At 62.9% G+C, this 14,322-nt stretch carries 10 protein-coding genes; 4 read left to right on the top strand and 6 right to left on the bottom strand.

The window, feature by feature from the left end:
• The first annotated feature begins 11 nt into the window (after positions 1-11).
• Positions 12-2,477, top strand: coding sequence for a DNA topoisomerase (ATP-hydrolyzing) subunit B (gene gyrB / locus GSQ83_RS27180; protein ID WP_158805981.1), 2,466 nt, complete (start codon positions 12-14; stop codon positions 2,475-2,477).
• Between the two features lie 164 nt (positions 2,478-2,641).
• Here the strand turns inward: gyrB and mlaD are convergent, their stop codons facing one another.
• The gene (gene mlaD / locus GSQ83_RS27175; protein ID WP_254065935.1) at positions 2,642-3,127 is read right to left on the bottom strand and encodes an outer membrane lipid asymmetry maintenance protein MlaD; all 486 of its coding nucleotides are present in this window, start codon (positions 3,125-3,127) and stop codon (positions 2,642-2,644) included.
• A gap of 224 nt (positions 3,128-3,351) precedes the next feature.
• On the opposite strand from mlaD, the gene GSQ83_RS27170 reads away from it, so the two are divergent.
• Positions 3,352-5,304, top strand: coding sequence for an FUSC family protein (locus GSQ83_RS27170; RefSeq protein WP_158805980.1), 1,953 nt, complete (start codon positions 3,352-3,354; stop codon positions 5,302-5,304).
• Between the two features lie 46 nt (positions 5,305-5,350).
• Here GSQ83_RS27170 and gnd read toward each other — a convergent pair whose 3' ends face one another.
• Positions 5,351-6,364 (bottom strand): phosphogluconate dehydrogenase (NAD(+)-dependent, decarboxylating), encoded by a 1,014-nt coding sequence (gene gnd, locus GSQ83_RS27165; RefSeq protein ID WP_158805979.1) that lies wholly within the window; start codon positions 6,362-6,364, stop codon positions 5,351-5,353.
• 275 nt (positions 6,365-6,639) lie between these two features.
• Here gnd and GSQ83_RS27160 point away from each other — a divergent pair, with 275 nt between their 5' ends.
• Positions 6,640-8,292, top strand: a complete 1,653-nt coding sequence (locus GSQ83_RS27160) for an arylsulfatase (protein ID WP_158805978.1) — start codon at positions 6,640-6,642, stop codon at positions 8,290-8,292.
• Between the two features lie 85 nt (positions 8,293-8,377).
• On the opposite strand, the gene greB is transcribed toward GSQ83_RS27160, so the two are convergent.
• Together greB and GSQ83_RS27150 are read right to left on the bottom strand one after the other, a co-directional pair.
• Positions 8,378-8,899 carry a transcription elongation factor GreB gene (greB, locus tag GSQ83_RS27155; RefSeq protein WP_158805977.1) on the bottom strand — a complete coding sequence of 174 codons (522 nt, stop codon included), beginning with the start codon at positions 8,897-8,899 and terminating at the stop codon, positions 8,378-8,380.
• A 723-nt stretch (positions 8,900-9,622) separates the two neighbouring features.
• Positions 9,623-10,093 carry a hypothetical protein gene (locus GSQ83_RS27150; protein WP_158805976.1) on the bottom strand — a complete coding sequence of 157 codons (471 nt, stop codon included), beginning with the start codon at positions 10,091-10,093 and terminating at the stop codon, positions 9,623-9,625.
• Between the two features lie 179 nt (positions 10,094-10,272).
• Here GSQ83_RS27150 and GSQ83_RS27145 point away from each other — a divergent pair, with 179 nt between their 5' ends.
• Entirely contained in the window at positions 10,273-10,740 is a 468-nt protein-coding gene (locus GSQ83_RS27145; RefSeq protein WP_158805975.1) for a DUF2147 domain-containing protein, read from the top strand.
• Positions 10,741-10,912: 172 nt separating this feature from the next.
• On the opposite strand, the gene GSQ83_RS27140 is transcribed toward GSQ83_RS27145, so the two are convergent.
• Both GSQ83_RS27140 and gndA read right to left on the bottom strand, forming a co-directional pair.
• Positions 10,913-12,712: an NAD(P)/FAD-dependent oxidoreductase gene (locus tag GSQ83_RS27140; RefSeq protein WP_158805974.1), complete on the bottom strand. Its 1,800-nt coding sequence runs from the start codon at positions 12,710-12,712 to the stop codon at positions 10,913-10,915.
• Positions 12,713-12,843: 131 nt separating this feature from the next.
• Entirely contained in the window at positions 12,844-14,274 is a 1,431-nt protein-coding gene (gene gndA / locus GSQ83_RS27135; RefSeq protein ID WP_158805973.1) for an NADP-dependent phosphogluconate dehydrogenase, read from the bottom strand.
• Positions 14,275-14,322: the final 48 nt, after the last annotated feature.

The raw sequence follows: 14,322 nt of genomic DNA, 5'->3' as shown, positions 1-14,322 counted from the left end.
TGACTCTCGGCATGTCCGATTCCGCCGCGCCTATGCCTGTTGCGACCCCCGAAGCCATCAATGATCCCAATGTCTATGACGCCGCCTCGATCTCCGTCCTCAAGGGGCTGGATGCCGTGCGCAAGCGGCCCGGCATGTATATCGGCGACACCGATGACGGCTCCGGCCTGCACCACATGGCCTTCGAGGTCATCGACAACGCGGTGGATGAGGCGCAGGCTGGCTACGCCACCAAAGTCGAGGTCATGCTCAATGGTGACGGCTCCGTCACCGTGCGGGATGACGGTCGTGGAATTCCGGTCGATATTCATATCGAGGAAGGGATTTCAGCCGCCGAGCTGGTGCTGACACGGTTGCACGCGGGCGGAAAGTTCAACCAGAATTCCTATAAGGTTTCGGGTGGACTGCATGGCGTCGGCGCGGCGGTCGTCAATGCGTTGTCCGAATGGATGGAAGTCCGCATCTGGCGAGAGAACCGCGAATATTACATGCGCTTCCAGCACGGCGAGCCGGACGCTCCGCTTGCCGAGATCGGCCCGAGCGAAAGGGCGCATGGCACCGAGATCAACTTCAAGCCTAGCGCCAATACCTTCACCCACATCGATTTCGATCTTGCGATTCTTGAGCGCCGTTTGCGCGAGCTCGCGTTCCTGAATTCCGGCCTCGACGTAACCCTACGCGACGAGCGGCATGTCCCGGCGGTGGAGACGCGGCTATACTACGAGGGCGGCCTGAATGCCTTCGTGGATTGGCTGGATCGCGCCCGCGCGCCGCTATTCACGCCTGCCCTCTCCGCCAATTTCGAGGACAAAGCGAGCGGCATCCGCGTGGAATTCGCGTTGCAGTGGAATGATTCCTACCACGAAACGATGTTGTGCTTCACCAACAATATCCCGCAGCGGGATGGCGGCACGCATCTCTCCGGCTTTCGCCAGGCGCTGACACGCGCGGTCACGAAATACTCCGAGAGCATGGGCAAGAAAGACAGCCTGGCGCTCACCGGTGACGACATGCGCGAGGGGCTGTCGGCGGTGCTTTCGGTGAAGGTACCGGACCCGAAATTCTCGTCCCAGACGAAGGAGAAACTGATCAGCTCCGAAGTGACGCCCGTGGTTCAAGCGGTTGTTTCGGATGCCATCGGTCACTGGCTTGAGACGCATCCCAAAGAAGCGCGTGGCATCATCCAGAAGGTGATGGACGCGGCAAGCGCGCGGGAGGCCGCCCGCAAGGCGCGCGAACTTACGCGCCGCAAGGGCGTGCTGGATGTCTCGACGCTGCCCGGCAAGCTCGCGGATTGCCAGGAGCGTGACGCGAGCAAATGCGAGATCTTCATCGTCGAGGGTGATTCCGCCGGCGGCTCGGCCAAGCAGGGGCGCGACCGCAAGTTCCAGGCGATCCTGCCACTGAAAGGCAAGATCCTGAATGTCGAGCGCGCGCGTTTCGACCGCATGCTTGGCAGCGCCGAAATCGGCACGCTGATCACGGCACTCGGTGCCGGCATCGGGCCGGGCGAGGTTGAACTCGGCGGCTTCAATGTCGAGAAGCTGCGCTACCACCGCGTCGTCATCATGACGGATGCAGATGTCGACGGCTCGCATATTCGCACGCTGCTGCTGACGTTTTTCTTCCGCCAGATGCCGGAGCTTATCGCGCGCGGCCATCTCTATATCGCGCAGCCGCCGCTCTATCGCGCCAAGCGCGGCAATGACGAGCGCTACCTGAAGGACGATCGCGCGCTGGAGGACTTCCTGCTCGACAAGGCGCTCGGCGAGGCGCGGCTGACCTATGCCGACGGCCGCGTGCTGGAGGGCCAGACCCTGACCGAGGAGATCGGCTTCCTGCGCGAGGCCTGGAACCGCGTTCGCCGCATGGCGACCACGGTGCCCGCCGCCGTGCTGGAACAGGCAGCGATCGTCGGCACGCTGGCGGTGCCGGCGGATGACTCGATCGCGCTGCTGCATGCGCAAGAACTCGCCGTGCGCCTCAATGCGATTTTGTTGGATGGCGAGGCTGGCTGGATCGGCGAGGGTTCGGTCGCGGGCGGCATCACGCTCACCCGCCGCGTTCGTGGCGTGGGCGAGCGCTATACGCTGGACGCGGCGGCGCTCCGTAGTGCCGAGGCGCGCTGGCTATCGGAACGCCACACGCGCATTGCGGCTGGATTTACGGAAGCCCCGCAGCTGAAGCTGGATAGCCGCGAGGAGCGGCCAGGCGGCCCGCATGCGACCTTCGACGCGGTGCTGGCGCATGGCCGTCGCGGCTTGGCGATCCAGCGATTCAAGGGTCTGGGCGAAATGAACCCGGACCAGCTTTGGAAGACCACGCTGGACCCCGATCTGCGGACGCTGCTGCAGGTGAAAGTGGGCGATGCGGAGGAAGCGGCGCAGGTTTTCTCCACGCTGATGGGCGACGTGGTCGAGCCTCGGCGGGAGTTTATCGTGGGCAACGCGCTTAAGGTGGCGAACCTGGATATTTAGTCCCGGACGTTTTTGGCTGACCCTTGCGAGCTCCACCTCGTCATGCTCGGCGAAGGCCGAGCATCCAGGTCTTTGCTTGCGCGACAAAAGCAAGACGTGGATGGCACGCCTTCGCGTGCCATGACGGATCTTGTGATCGCGGTTCAATATTAGATCATCCCACCTTAGTGCCCCGTCTCCCGCTTCTGCACGATCGAAACCAGATTCGTAACGCTCAGGATGAAGTTGCCCAACAGACTCTCGAGATCGACGGAAGATTGCGTTCCCGCCACCTGGCCGCCGGAGCTGATCTTCGCGCCCGCCTGGCCGGGCACAAGCGAGATGTAATCGCCGCCAAGCAGGTTCTCACTGGTGATCTCGGCTAGGCTGTCGGTCGGGAGCCGGATGTCGGGTCGAACTGCCAGCCGGACGACGGCCTTGTAAGTCTTCGGATCGATCGAGGTGCCGACAACGGTGCCGACCTTGACCCCGGCAATTCTGACGTCAGAACCGGCGGCAATGCCGTCGATGCGCCCGAACTCCGCCCGTAGGATGTAGCGGGACGCGCCGGACGCGCTCAGACTGGCGACCAGGTAGAGCACCAGGGCCAATGTCAGAACAATAACAATGGCGCCGATAAGGACCTCAAACGGGTTGCGCCGGGCGATCATCCGAGGCCCTCATCCATCTTCGCCACCATGCTCACCCGCGGCAGTTTGCCGAGATGCCCGCAACGGAAGAGGGTGACCCCAAGGTCCATGTGCCAATCTAATCCGTGAAACTCGGGCGGTCCATTGCATACGATGGATAGCACCCGCCGAGGCGCGCGGCGCCAGCGAACCATCGCCGGGTGTCGAAATCGGCTATGGATCACGCGGGGGGACTTAGTAGACACATGGGGACGAGGCGCCTTCGCCAATTGCTCGACTTCGTCTTTCCGCCGGATCCGGGCGCCTTGCGCCTTCTCGCCGCCCTGCGTGCGACTTTGGCCGGGGTGCTGACTTTTCTCCTGGTCATGCTTCTCGGCACCGTTGCCACGATACCGGACGCGGATCGCATTCTCGGCTTCGCCCTCGCGCTCTTCATCACCGCGACCGTTCGCGATGGCACGCCGCGCCAGCAGTTGATCACCACCGCCATCGCCCCGTTCGCCGCCTTTGCCGCGGCCACACTCGCCGCGCTGCTGCTTGACCAACCAATCGCCACCGCCGCCGTCATCCCGCTCATCATGTTCGCCGCCACCTACGGAGCGTCGCGCGGGCCGCGTTACGCCTCGCTCGGAACTGTCGCGGTGATCGCCTATACGATTGGCCTGGTCACGAGACTGCCGCCCGACACGCTGCCGATGCGCTTCGTCGTGCTGATGATCGCGGCCGCCAATGCCGCCGTCATCCGGCGCGTCCTGCTTCCGGAAAAACCACAAGCGGAGCTGGCGCGCCTGAGCCGCGCGATCGATGCCGGCATCCGTAACGTGCTCGATAAGATCGCGGCGGCCATCACCAGCGGGGCTTGGACCGAACGAGCGCGTGCCGATCTGCAGCATGATCTCCGTCGCCTCAGCGAGACGATCCTATTGGCGCAAGGCCGGGTCGCGGCACTCTCTGGCGAGGCTTCCGCCGAGAAAGCCCATGTCAGACAGCTTTTGAAGATTGAGCTTGCGACCGAGCGCACCGCGCGCGTTGCTTTGCGGGACTTGGGGACGCCAGCTGACCAGACTTCGCTACTCGCAAGCCTTCAGGCTGTGCGGCGCGGCGAAACCCCGGCGCCTTCCGAGTCGACCGCCCGCCTCTCCGCCACACTCGGCCTGCTCAGCCAAGTCATGCACGACCCGCCGGAAGAAATGGTCACCGCAAGCACTCCGCCGTCGGTAAGCGCGAGGTCCGGCCTGCGTCCCGCGCTGCAGACAGCGATCGCCGCCGGCCTCGCCATTTTGGGCGGCAATCTCGTCTCGCCTAACCGATGGTACTGGGCGGCATTCGCAGCCTTCGTGATGTTTCAGGGCACGCATTCGCGCGGGGAATCGCTCAAGAAGGGCGTGCAGTTCATGATCGGCACCCTGGCAGGTGTCGTCTTCGGGATGCTGGCGGCCACTCTGCTGTCAGGCCATGAGATGCTCAGCATGGCGGCAATCATTGTCGCCGTCTTCCTCGCCTTCCAGGCGAACGCCGCGGCCTATGTCGTGATGATGTTCTGGATCACCGTCATCCTCGGCCTGCTCTTCGGAATGCTCGGCTACTTCACGCCCGACCTGCTGCTGATGCGATTGGAGGAAGCCGCGACGGGTGCCGCCTGTGGTGCCTTGGTGGCAACCCTGGTCATGGTTCGGCGAGATGGCACCGCGGCCTTGGAAGCCAGGCTCGCATTCCTTCGCGCGCTTCGCGAATTACTGCGCAGCGCTTCGGGCGCGTTGCTCGACGACAAATCCCAGCTCGGCTTGGCCGCGCAGATTTTGACCGCGGCGCAGCGTTTCCACGATCTGATCGCGCTCAGCCAAAATGGCGGCTACAGACCCGCCGGACTGGCCTCTCCCAGAGAGAAGACAGAACGCGACCGCATTCTGCTGCTTGAACCGATCGAGGAGTGGGCGAGCGAGCTGGGTAATCTCGCTTTGCAGCCAGCCGAGCTGGATGATCCCACCCTCATCCGCTCGGTTCGTGAAACAGCCGCCCATATCGACGAGACCTTAGCCGACCTCATCGACCGATGGGCCACGGCGTCGCCCTTCACGCAGGTTCCGAGCGAACCCGCAGAGGATCTGGGTGCGACGCCGCGCGGAGAGATCGCGAATCGAGCGGCGCGTCTGCTGCTCCGCATCGATACGGCGCTCGTGAATTTGGCTTCACGGTGAATGGCATGGTGCCATCCACCGGAGCCATCAGCCCGACGAGCGTTGTTTAGGAAGACTTCTCCAGGTGACCGCCAAACTCGAGGCGCATGGCGGAGAGCAGCTTGTCGGCGAAATCAGCCTGTCCCCGTGACGCGAAACGGTCGTACAGCGCGGCACTCATCACCGGCACAGGCACGCCCTCATCGATGGCCGCCTGCAAAGTCCAGCGACCCTCACCGGAATCGGAAACATGGCCGCGGAATTCCGCAAGCTCCGGGCTTTTCCGCAGAGCGGCCGCCGTCAAATCCAGCAACCAGGATCCAACCACGCTACCCCGGCGCCAAACTTCCGCGACGTCTGAGACATTGATGTCGTATTTATACAGGTCGGGGTTCCGTAGCGGTGTTGTCTCCGCGTCGTGCACCTGAGTCTGCAATCCGACATTTGCCTTTTTCAGGACATTGAAGCCCTCCGCCAAGGCCGCCATCATTCCGTATTCGATGCCGTTATGGACCATCTTGACGAAATGCCCAGCGCCGTTCGGGCCGCAATGCAGATAGCCGTGTTCGGCCTGTGTCGGCGTGCCAGCAGCCCCAGGGGTCCGCTCCGCCGAGCCAACGCCGGGTGCGAGTGACTGGAAGATCGGATCGAGATGAGCGACGATGTCATCCTCACCGCCGATCATATGGCAGTAGCCGCGCTCCTTCCCCCACACGCCGCCGCTGACGCCGACATCGACATAATGAATGTTCTTCGCCTTCAACGCATGCGCGCGGCGGAGATCGTCATGGTAATAAGAGTTGCCGCCGTCGATAACGATGTCACCGGCTTCGAGATGCGCGGAAACCTGATCCAGGATCGTGTCCACGATCGCGGCAGGCAGCATCATCCAGATCGCGCGCGGCTTGCTCAACTTGGCGATGAATTCGGGCAGGCTCGTGGTGCCGGTTGCACCCTTGCCGACGAGGTTCTGCACCGCATCCGCGTGGTTGTCGTAAACGACAAGGTTATGGCCGGCGGCGATCAGCCGCTCGACCATGTTGCCGCCCATCCGTCCAAGCCCGATCATACCGAGTTGCATTGAAGTTCCTTTCGAGGCAGGTGATGAGCACGTGACGCCCAGGGTCGAGACAGAAAGCCTAAACTGACCCGCCGCCCCATTGTAGGACGACCCGATATCCTCGCCCGGCGGATGCGCACGGCGAGGCGATTTCAAATATTTGCTGCCTCTAAAATGCGGCTTTTCGGCTGGATTGTCCACCAGGGCCCGGCCGGGCCGATGCAGCGCACTATCGGAGAGGGGTCCGTCTCGCCGCCCCGGAGTTCGCCAAAAATGTCATCAAAAAGGAACATCTGATGAGCGACGAGACCCCGAAGACTGACGACGCACCCGCCAAAGGCGTCGGGCGCCGCGGATTGCTGCTGCGCGGCACCATGCTGTCCGCCGCTGCCGCGCTGGTGGCCGGAACCTCGGGCGGCGTGGCCAAGGCTCAGAGCACCACGGCCTCGGTGACGACGGGCGCTGGTTCCGGCAAGCGACCGAACATCCTCGTCATTATGGCTGACGATATCGGCTGGTCGAATATCAGCGCTTACAACATGGGCATGATGGGCTACCGCACGCCCAATATCGACCGGATCGCCAAGGAAGGCGCGCTGTTCACCGACTACTACGGCGAGCAAAGCTGCACAGCCGGCCGCGCCGCTTTCATCACCGGCCAAAGTCCTTTCCGTACTGGGCTGACAAAGGTCGGCCTGCCCGGCGCGGATCTCGGATTGAGCGGAAAGGATCCGACGATCGCCGAGATCGTGAAGCCGCTGGGATACGCCACCGGGCAATTCGGTAAGAATCATCTCGGCGATACCGATGATTTCCTGCCCACCAACCACGGCTTCGACGAATTCTTCGGCAATCTCTATCATCTGAATGCGGAGGAGGAGCCGGAATATCCGGATTATCCGAAGAATACGGAATTCCTGAAAAACTTCGGGCCGCGCGGCGTCATCCACAGCTACGCCAATCCTGATGGCACGCAGAAGATCGAGAATACGGGGCTGCTGACGAGCACGCGTATGGAGACGATCGACGAGGAGTTTCTTGAGGCGGGCCTGAGTTTTGTCGATCGCGCCCACGCCGCCGGCAAGCCGTTCTTCTTGTGGTTCTGCCCCACCAGAATGCATATCTTCACGCATCTGAAGCCCGACACGGAAGGCAAGACCGGTCTTGGCATTTATGCCGATGGTATGGTCGAGCATGACGGGCATGTCGGTCAGCTTCTGCAAAAACTCGATGACCTCGGCATCGCCGACGACACGATTGTTCTCTACACCACAGATAACGGCGCGGAGGTCATGACCTGGCCGGATGGCGGCACCACGCCCTTCCGCGGCGAGAAGAACACCAATTGGGAAGGCGGCTTTCGCGTTCCGGCACTTCTACGCTGGCCCGGAACCGTGAAGCCCGGCACGATCATCAACGATACGACATCCGCTCTGGAATGGTTCCCGACTTTCGCGGCGGCAGCGGGGGCTGTGAATGTGACCGAGACGCTTCTGACCGGCTACCAAGCTGGCGAGAAGAACTTCAAGGTTCATCTGGATGGCTATGATCTCGGCCCGGCTTTTCGCGGCGACAATACGACCTGGCCACGCAAGGAATTTTTCTACTTCAGCGACGACGGCGATCTCATGGCGCTGCGCTACGATCGCTGGAAATTGGTGTTCGCCGAGCAGAAAGCGGATGGCTTCGCTGTCTGGGAAACGCCGCTGATTCCGTTGCGCGTGCCAAAACTATTCGATCTGCGCGGCGATCCGTATGAGCGCGCGGACCACGAATCGTCTTATTACGACGACTGGCGTATTCGCCATCTGTTTCTATTGGTTCCAGCACAGGGTATCGTTGGAAAGTTCTTGGCGACCTTCAAACAATACCCGCCGCGACAGCCATCCGCGACTTTCGGCATCGGTCAGGCGCTGAGAAGTCTTCAGGTGAGCACGACCGAAGACTAATCGCGGACGGGATGGGCGGTTGCGGCTACCCATCCCGCGTTGCGCCGCTTCTGTCGTGGCGAATTGGGTGCGGTGCAAACCGGGCCTACTCCGGCTCCGGATAGCTAATCTCCACAACCTCCAGCGTCTCCGCTCCGCGCGGTGTCCGCACCACGACCTCGTCACCTACGGTTGAGCGCAGCAGGGCAAGCGCCACCGGAGAGCCGATGCTGATCTTGCCCTCCGCCATATTCGCCTCATCGGCGCCGACAATCGTCACCGTCACAGACTCTTCGCGTTCGGTGAGATACGTCACGGTCGCGCCGAAGAAGACCCGGTCGCGCTGGCGCTGGGTGCTGGGATCCACCACCTCGGCGTAAGCGAGGCGGCGGCTCAGGAAGCGCAGGCGGCGATCGATTTCCCGCAGCCGGCGCTTGCCTTCCTTGTAATCCGCGTTCTCGCTGCGATCGCCATTGCCCGCGGCCCAGGACACAATCTCCACAACGCGATGCCGCTCGCTGCGTTGCTGAGCGCGTTCCGCCTCAAGGCGCGCGTGGCCCGTCGGTGTCATGTGGTATTTGCCATCCGGCAGCCGGGGCGGTCCGTCGTCATCCTCGTCCGTATCCATGGCGCGAAGCTGACACGCTTTCACGCGAGATGGACAGGCTAGATCCGCACCGCTCCGCCACGATCGCACACCGCTTGCGGGAGCGAGGTCATCACGTAACACGGGGGGAGTTTAAGGCACCAAAGGTAAAGATGACGGCGCCACATGGCGCGACTTAAGGATTTGGCAAGCTGCCAACAAATAAATGATCGGACGGCTCAATAGAGCTCAACCATCTCAGGAGGCAAAGGTGCCGAACGCCCTCTTCCCTGGCTATAGCCCCTTCGTTGTCGCTCAACCACTAGCCGGCCCAGACACAGCTGTGCAGGCCATGCCTTCCTTCACTCCCACGACACGGGCCTCACCATCCTCCAGGATCTGCCCAAACCCGAATTTTATAAACCGGTGCACCAATCAGCTTGTCAGACACCTCAGCCGCGGTCGGATCGGACGCTCGGCTGAGGAAGAAGCCGAATGCGCTGGCCTGCCGCCTTTCACCACCGAGAACCTGCCGACCTATTTCGCAATCGCCGCGGGCGCGGTCGCGACCACGATTTCAATGGTCATACTCGCTCGATTCTTGCTCATCAGGCATGGCTTTATCGCGCGGACACAGCCGGTCGCGGATATGCAACTACCGGAATTGGAGCAGACTTTCCTGCCATATCGATCTGAGCCCAGTCCCTGACCCGATCGGCCGAGACGCGCCGTCCCCCATGGGCCAGGGAGCGGGCGCCGCCAGCGCTAGAAGGCGAAATGTGCCGGATCGGGACTGCCGCCGCTGCCGCAGACATTGGCGAAGCGGACATCCGCGCCGAAGGGGCCAATCGCGCCGCTCGTCACCACGCCGCCGACACTCTCCACGTAGTAGGCTTGGTAATCTCCGTGCTCGCCGGACCCGTTCAGCTCTGTCACCAAGCCGCAGACGGCGAGGCTCTTCTTCCCGCTCGTGGCATATTCATGCTTGAACCTCGCGTCCGCCGGGTGCTTCAGGAGGCTCCGGATATAGGCATGAGCCTGATCACGCAGCGCCACCGGGACCGACCGCTCCACCGCGCGCGCGGCAAACTCGTGTGCCGCATCGGGCACCGTCGCCAGGGCCACCTCGGGCGGGAAAGCCACCGGCAGGGGCGCCGCCTGCTGCCTGGCGCAGCTCATTACACCCAGCATGGGTCCAAGGATCATCAGAACCGATAGGCTGCGGGAAACGTTCATAAATCCAATGCAGCATGCGTCCCAGCAACGGTCAACCGGCGACGCTCTTCTGTTAACCCTGAGGGCGCTCTGGCCGCCGAAGGTTGGGGCCGGGCCACATGTTCGATTATGCCCGCTCGGCTCGGCCTGCGGCATGAATCTCATCGACAGGGCGCGCCCGCCGCGCCATATCGCGTCTCATGCGCAAGTTCCTCGTCCTGTGCCTTTTCCTCTTGGGGTCAGCCGCCTCCGCGGTGGCCCAGACCAACGCCCCGAATCCGGCAGGACTTTGGGTCACCAACGGCCGCGATGCCGTGGTGCAGATCTACCCCTGCGGCACCGGCGGCACGCTCTGCGGCGCGCTTGTCGGCTTCCCCTTCGATCACCCCACCGACCCGGCACCGATGACCTGGAACAACAAGCCGCAATGCCGCTTCCCTTTTATCACCCAGCTCATGCCGCGCCGGCATTCCTGGGGCGGCTTCATCGTCGATCCGCAGAATGGCCATAAATACAACGCCAAGGTTCGCGTGATGAGCGAGAACGTCTTGCGGCTGCGCGGCTATCTCTTCTTCCCGGCGCTCGGCGCCAAGCGCATCTGGACCCGCTACATGGGGCCGCCCCCGCCGCCGGATTGCCGCATGGCCGCCGACGCCCTGAAGAAGTAGGGCGTGATGCGCTAACAGAGCCGCGGTCCAAAAGATCCGTCATGGCACGCGAAGGCGTGCGGGGCACCCCGTGCCATCCACGCCCTAGCTTTGGGCAGGCACCAAGGCGTGGAGGCTCGGCCTTCGCCGAGCATGACGGAAGCGGACAGAGCGTGGTTCTCTCGCTCGCCGCTCACTCGCGATGGTGGGATGGCGCCAATGCATAGACCGGCGTCGGCAGCCCTTCCATCCGCGCCTTGATCTGTAGCGCCAGATATTGCGAGTAATGGCGAGACTGATGCAGGTTCCCGCCGTGGAACCACAAATCCTTCTGCTGCGTCGGCTTCCACATATTGCGCAGCTCGCCTTCCCAGGGACCCGGGTCCTTCGTGGTGTCTGAGCCAATTCCCCAGCATTTGCCGACCCGATCCGCGACGTCCTGCGAAATGAGCTTCGCCGCCCAGCCGTTCATCGAGCCATAGCCGGTCGCGTAGATCACCAGATCCGCCGTCAATTCGCTGCCGTCGCTGAAAATCACGGAATTCTCGGTGATGCGCTCCACACCGACACCGCTTTTCAGTTTGATGCTGCCATTGGCGACAAGTTCGGAAGCTCCGACATCAATGTAATAGCCGGAGCCGCGGCGGATATATTTCATGAACAGGCCGGAACCGTCATCGCCGAAGTCGAGCAGGAAGCCGGCCTTCTCGAGCCGGGCATAGAGGTCCGCATCCTGCTTGCGGATCGCCTCGGTGGTGGGCGTCGTGAAGTGGTGCAAAATCCCATAAGGCACCGACGCGTTCAGCAGATCCGCTTTCGCCGTGGTGATGCCCCGATCCAGCGCATCCTCGGAATAGAGCGTGCTCGTGCCAAACTTGAAGAGCGACTCCGAGCTCGAGACATGCGTCGATGAGCGCTGCACCATCGTCACCTCGGCCGCGCCATGCTCCCAAAGATCGGCGCAGATATCATGGGCGGAATTATTCGACCCGATGACAACGCAGCGCTTGCCGCGATAGCCCTCGCCGCCGCGATGCTGGCTCGAATGATGCAGCGTGCCACGGAATGTTGTCGCACCCGGCACGTCGATGACATTGGGAATCCCGGACATGCCGGTGGCGAGCACGAGATGCGTCGGGTGCAGCGTGATGGACTGTCCGTCGCGATCGACCACGACCTCCCACGCGCCCTTCGCCTCGTCGTAATGTGCGCCAGTGACTTCGGAGGACGTCCAGATGTTCAGCTCCATCACGCGGGCATACATCTCGAGCCAATCGCCGATCTTGTCTTTGGGCGAATACACCGGCCAGTCATCCGGGAACGGCAGATACGGCATGTGGTCGTACCAAACCGGATCGTGCAGACACAGCGACTTGTAGCGATGGCGCCAGGAATCGCCCGCTCGCGCATTCTTCTCGATGATGAGCGTGGGCACACCAAGCCGCTTCATCCTGGCGCCGAGCGCCAGCCCGCCCTGGCCGCCGCCGACGATCACGCAATAGGGCTGCTTGGTGAAACCGAGCGCCTCTTCTTCTTCCAGCTTGCGCTCCAGCCAGGTGCTGCGGCCCTGATGGACGCCGTGTTCCGCGCCGAAGGGACGGCGGCGTCCCTTCATTTCCTCGAAGCCCTTGAGCTCCTCCATGGAGGTCAGCAGCGTCCAGGCGCGGCCCTCCCGCAGCCGGACATAGGCAATGCCGCGAGCGCGCGCCGTCTCGAAGGTGAACCAGCCGCTGACGATGCCGTTGACGTCAGTCGCCTCATCGGTTGGCGTCAATTGGGTTGGCTGCGTGTCGGCCAGCCTCGCCTCCAGCATGGCGCGGATGGCCGGGCGGCCCTCGCTCGTCGTGATGTTCCAGGTGAAGGAGACGAGGTCACGCCAATAGCTCTCCTCCGCGAAGAGTTCGGCGGTGCCTACGATATCGCCGCGTGACAGGGCGGCTCCGAAGGCCTCTACCCATGTGGCGATTTGAACGTCGGCGGTCTCAGCGGTCATCGGGAAATTCCTCCTGGCGTCCACGATCCCGCGAGCCGAGCGCGCTGCGGGCAAACCGTGTTTTGGATTATGTCTTTAAGACGCGCGGAGATTTGCCCCCGCGCGTCTTTGATCTCAAGCAGTCGTGACGATCAGGCGGAAATCTCGCTGCCGTCCTGGCTCCAGCGCGTGTGGAAGCTGCCGTCCTTGTCCAGGCGCCGATAGGTATGGGCGCCGAAATAATCCCGCAAACCCTGCAACAGATTGGCGGGCCCGCGCGCCCGGCGCAGACCGTCATAATAAGCCAGTGCCGAGGAGAAGGCCGGCACCGCAACACCATTCTCCACCGCCAGCACGATGACCCGGCGCCAGGCGTCCTCCGCCTTCACCAGGGCATCGCGGAAATAGTCGTCCAGCAGCAGGTTTTCCAACGAAGCGTTGCGGTCATAGGCCTCCTTGATGCGGTTGAGGAACCGCGCCCGGATGATGCAGCCGCCGCGCCAGATGGTGGAGATCTCACCCAGATGCAGCTCCCAGCCGAATTGCTTGGCGGCGACGGTCATCTGCTCGAAGCCCTGGGCATAGGCGACGATCTTGGAGGCATAGAGCGCGTCTCGGATCGCCTCGATCTCGGCCTTGCCGGCTTTCTTGGTCGGCACTTTGGGATGGGGGTATTTCTTCTCCGCCTCGCCCCGCATGGCGCGGCGGCCCGATAGCGCGCGGGCATAGACGGCTTCGGTGATAGCAGTGACCGGCACGCCGAGGTCCAGCGCATTCTGCGCTGTCCAGCGGCCGGTGCCCTTCTGCTCGGCCTCGTCGACGATGGCATCCACCAGAGGCTTGCCGGTGCCGTCCGTCTTGCGCAGCACGGCGGCGGTGATCTCGATGAGATAGCTGTCGAGGTCGCCCTGTTTCCAATCGGCGAAGATCTCCGCCATGGCGGGCGCGTCGAAGCCATACAGAGTCTTCAGCAGGTCGTAGGCTTCTGTAATCAGCTGCATATCGGCGTATTCGATGCCGTTATGGACCATCTTCACGTAATGGCCGGCGCCTTCCGGGCCGATATAGGTGCAGCAGGGCGTGCCGTCGACCGAGACCGCCATCTTGGTGACCATCGGCGCGATGTGGTCATAGGCAGCGCGCTCGCCGCCCGGCATCATGCTGGGGCCTTCCAGCGCCCCTTCTTCGCCGCCCGAAACGCCCATGCCGATGAACCGGATGCGCTTCTCCTGGCAGTATTTGAAGCGCCGATTGGTATCGGTGAACAGCGAATTGCCGCCGTCGATGATGATGTCATCCGGATCGAGATGACCCAGCAGTTCCTCGATCATGTCGTCCACCGGCTTGCCGGCCTTCACCATGATGATGAGGGCGCGCGGCTTGCTCAGCGCCGCCACGAACTCGGCCACGCTCTTGGTCGGCACGAAGCGGCCTTCCTTGCCGTGCTCGGCCATGAGCTTGTCAGTCCGCTCATGATTGCGGTTGTAGAGGGCGACCCCGAAGCCTTTTCGGGCGGCATTGCGCGCGAGGTTCGCGCCCATCACCGCCAGGCCCAGCACGCCAAGTTCCGCTAGCTCCGCCATCTTCGTCCTGTCCGTTTCCTGACCATCGAGACGTCAACCGCCCCGTTA

Source organism: Acidisoma sp. L85 (genome assembly GCF_009765865.1).
In the GTDB taxonomy this organism is placed as follows: domain Bacteria; phylum Pseudomonadota; class Alphaproteobacteria; order Acetobacterales; family Acetobacteraceae; genus Acidisoma.
The sequence above is the reverse complement of the archived record's forward strand: the minus strand, read 5'-3'. Positions and strand labels throughout refer to the sequence as shown.

Coding starts and splice junctions, on each gene's coding strand:
- greB (WP_158805977.1), bottom strand. CDS start 8,899: ATGGATACGGACGAGGATGACGACGGACCGCCCCGGCTGCCGGATGGC.
- gyrB (WP_158805981.1), top strand. CDS start 12: ATGTCCGATTCCGCCGCGCCTATGCCTGTTGCGACCCCCGAAGCCATC.
- GSQ83_RS27145 (WP_158805975.1), top strand. CDS start 10,273: ATGCGCAAGTTCCTCGTCCTGTGCCTTTTCCTCTTGGGGTCAGCCGCC.
- GSQ83_RS27170 (WP_158805980.1), top strand. CDS start 3,352: ATGGGGACGAGGCGCCTTCGCCAATTGCTCGACTTCGTCTTTCCGCCG.
- GSQ83_RS27150 (WP_158805976.1), bottom strand. CDS start 10,093: ATGAACGTTTCCCGCAGCCTATCGGTTCTGATGATCCTTGGACCCATG.
- mlaD (WP_254065935.1), bottom strand. CDS start 3,127: ATGATCGCCCGGCGCAACCCGTTTGAGGTCCTTATCGGCGCCATTGTT.
- gnd (WP_158805979.1), bottom strand. CDS start 6,364: ATGCAACTCGGTATGATCGGGCTTGGACGGATGGGCGGCAACATGGTC.
- GSQ83_RS27140 (WP_158805974.1), bottom strand. CDS start 12,712: ATGACCGCTGAGACCGCCGACGTTCAAATCGCCACATGGGTAGAGGCC.
- gndA (WP_158805973.1), bottom strand. CDS start 14,274: ATGGCGGAGCTAGCGGAACTTGGCGTGCTGGGCCTGGCGGTGATGGGC.
- GSQ83_RS27160 (WP_158805978.1), top strand. CDS start 6,640: ATGAGCGACGAGACCCCGAAGACTGACGACGCACCCGCCAAAGGCGTC.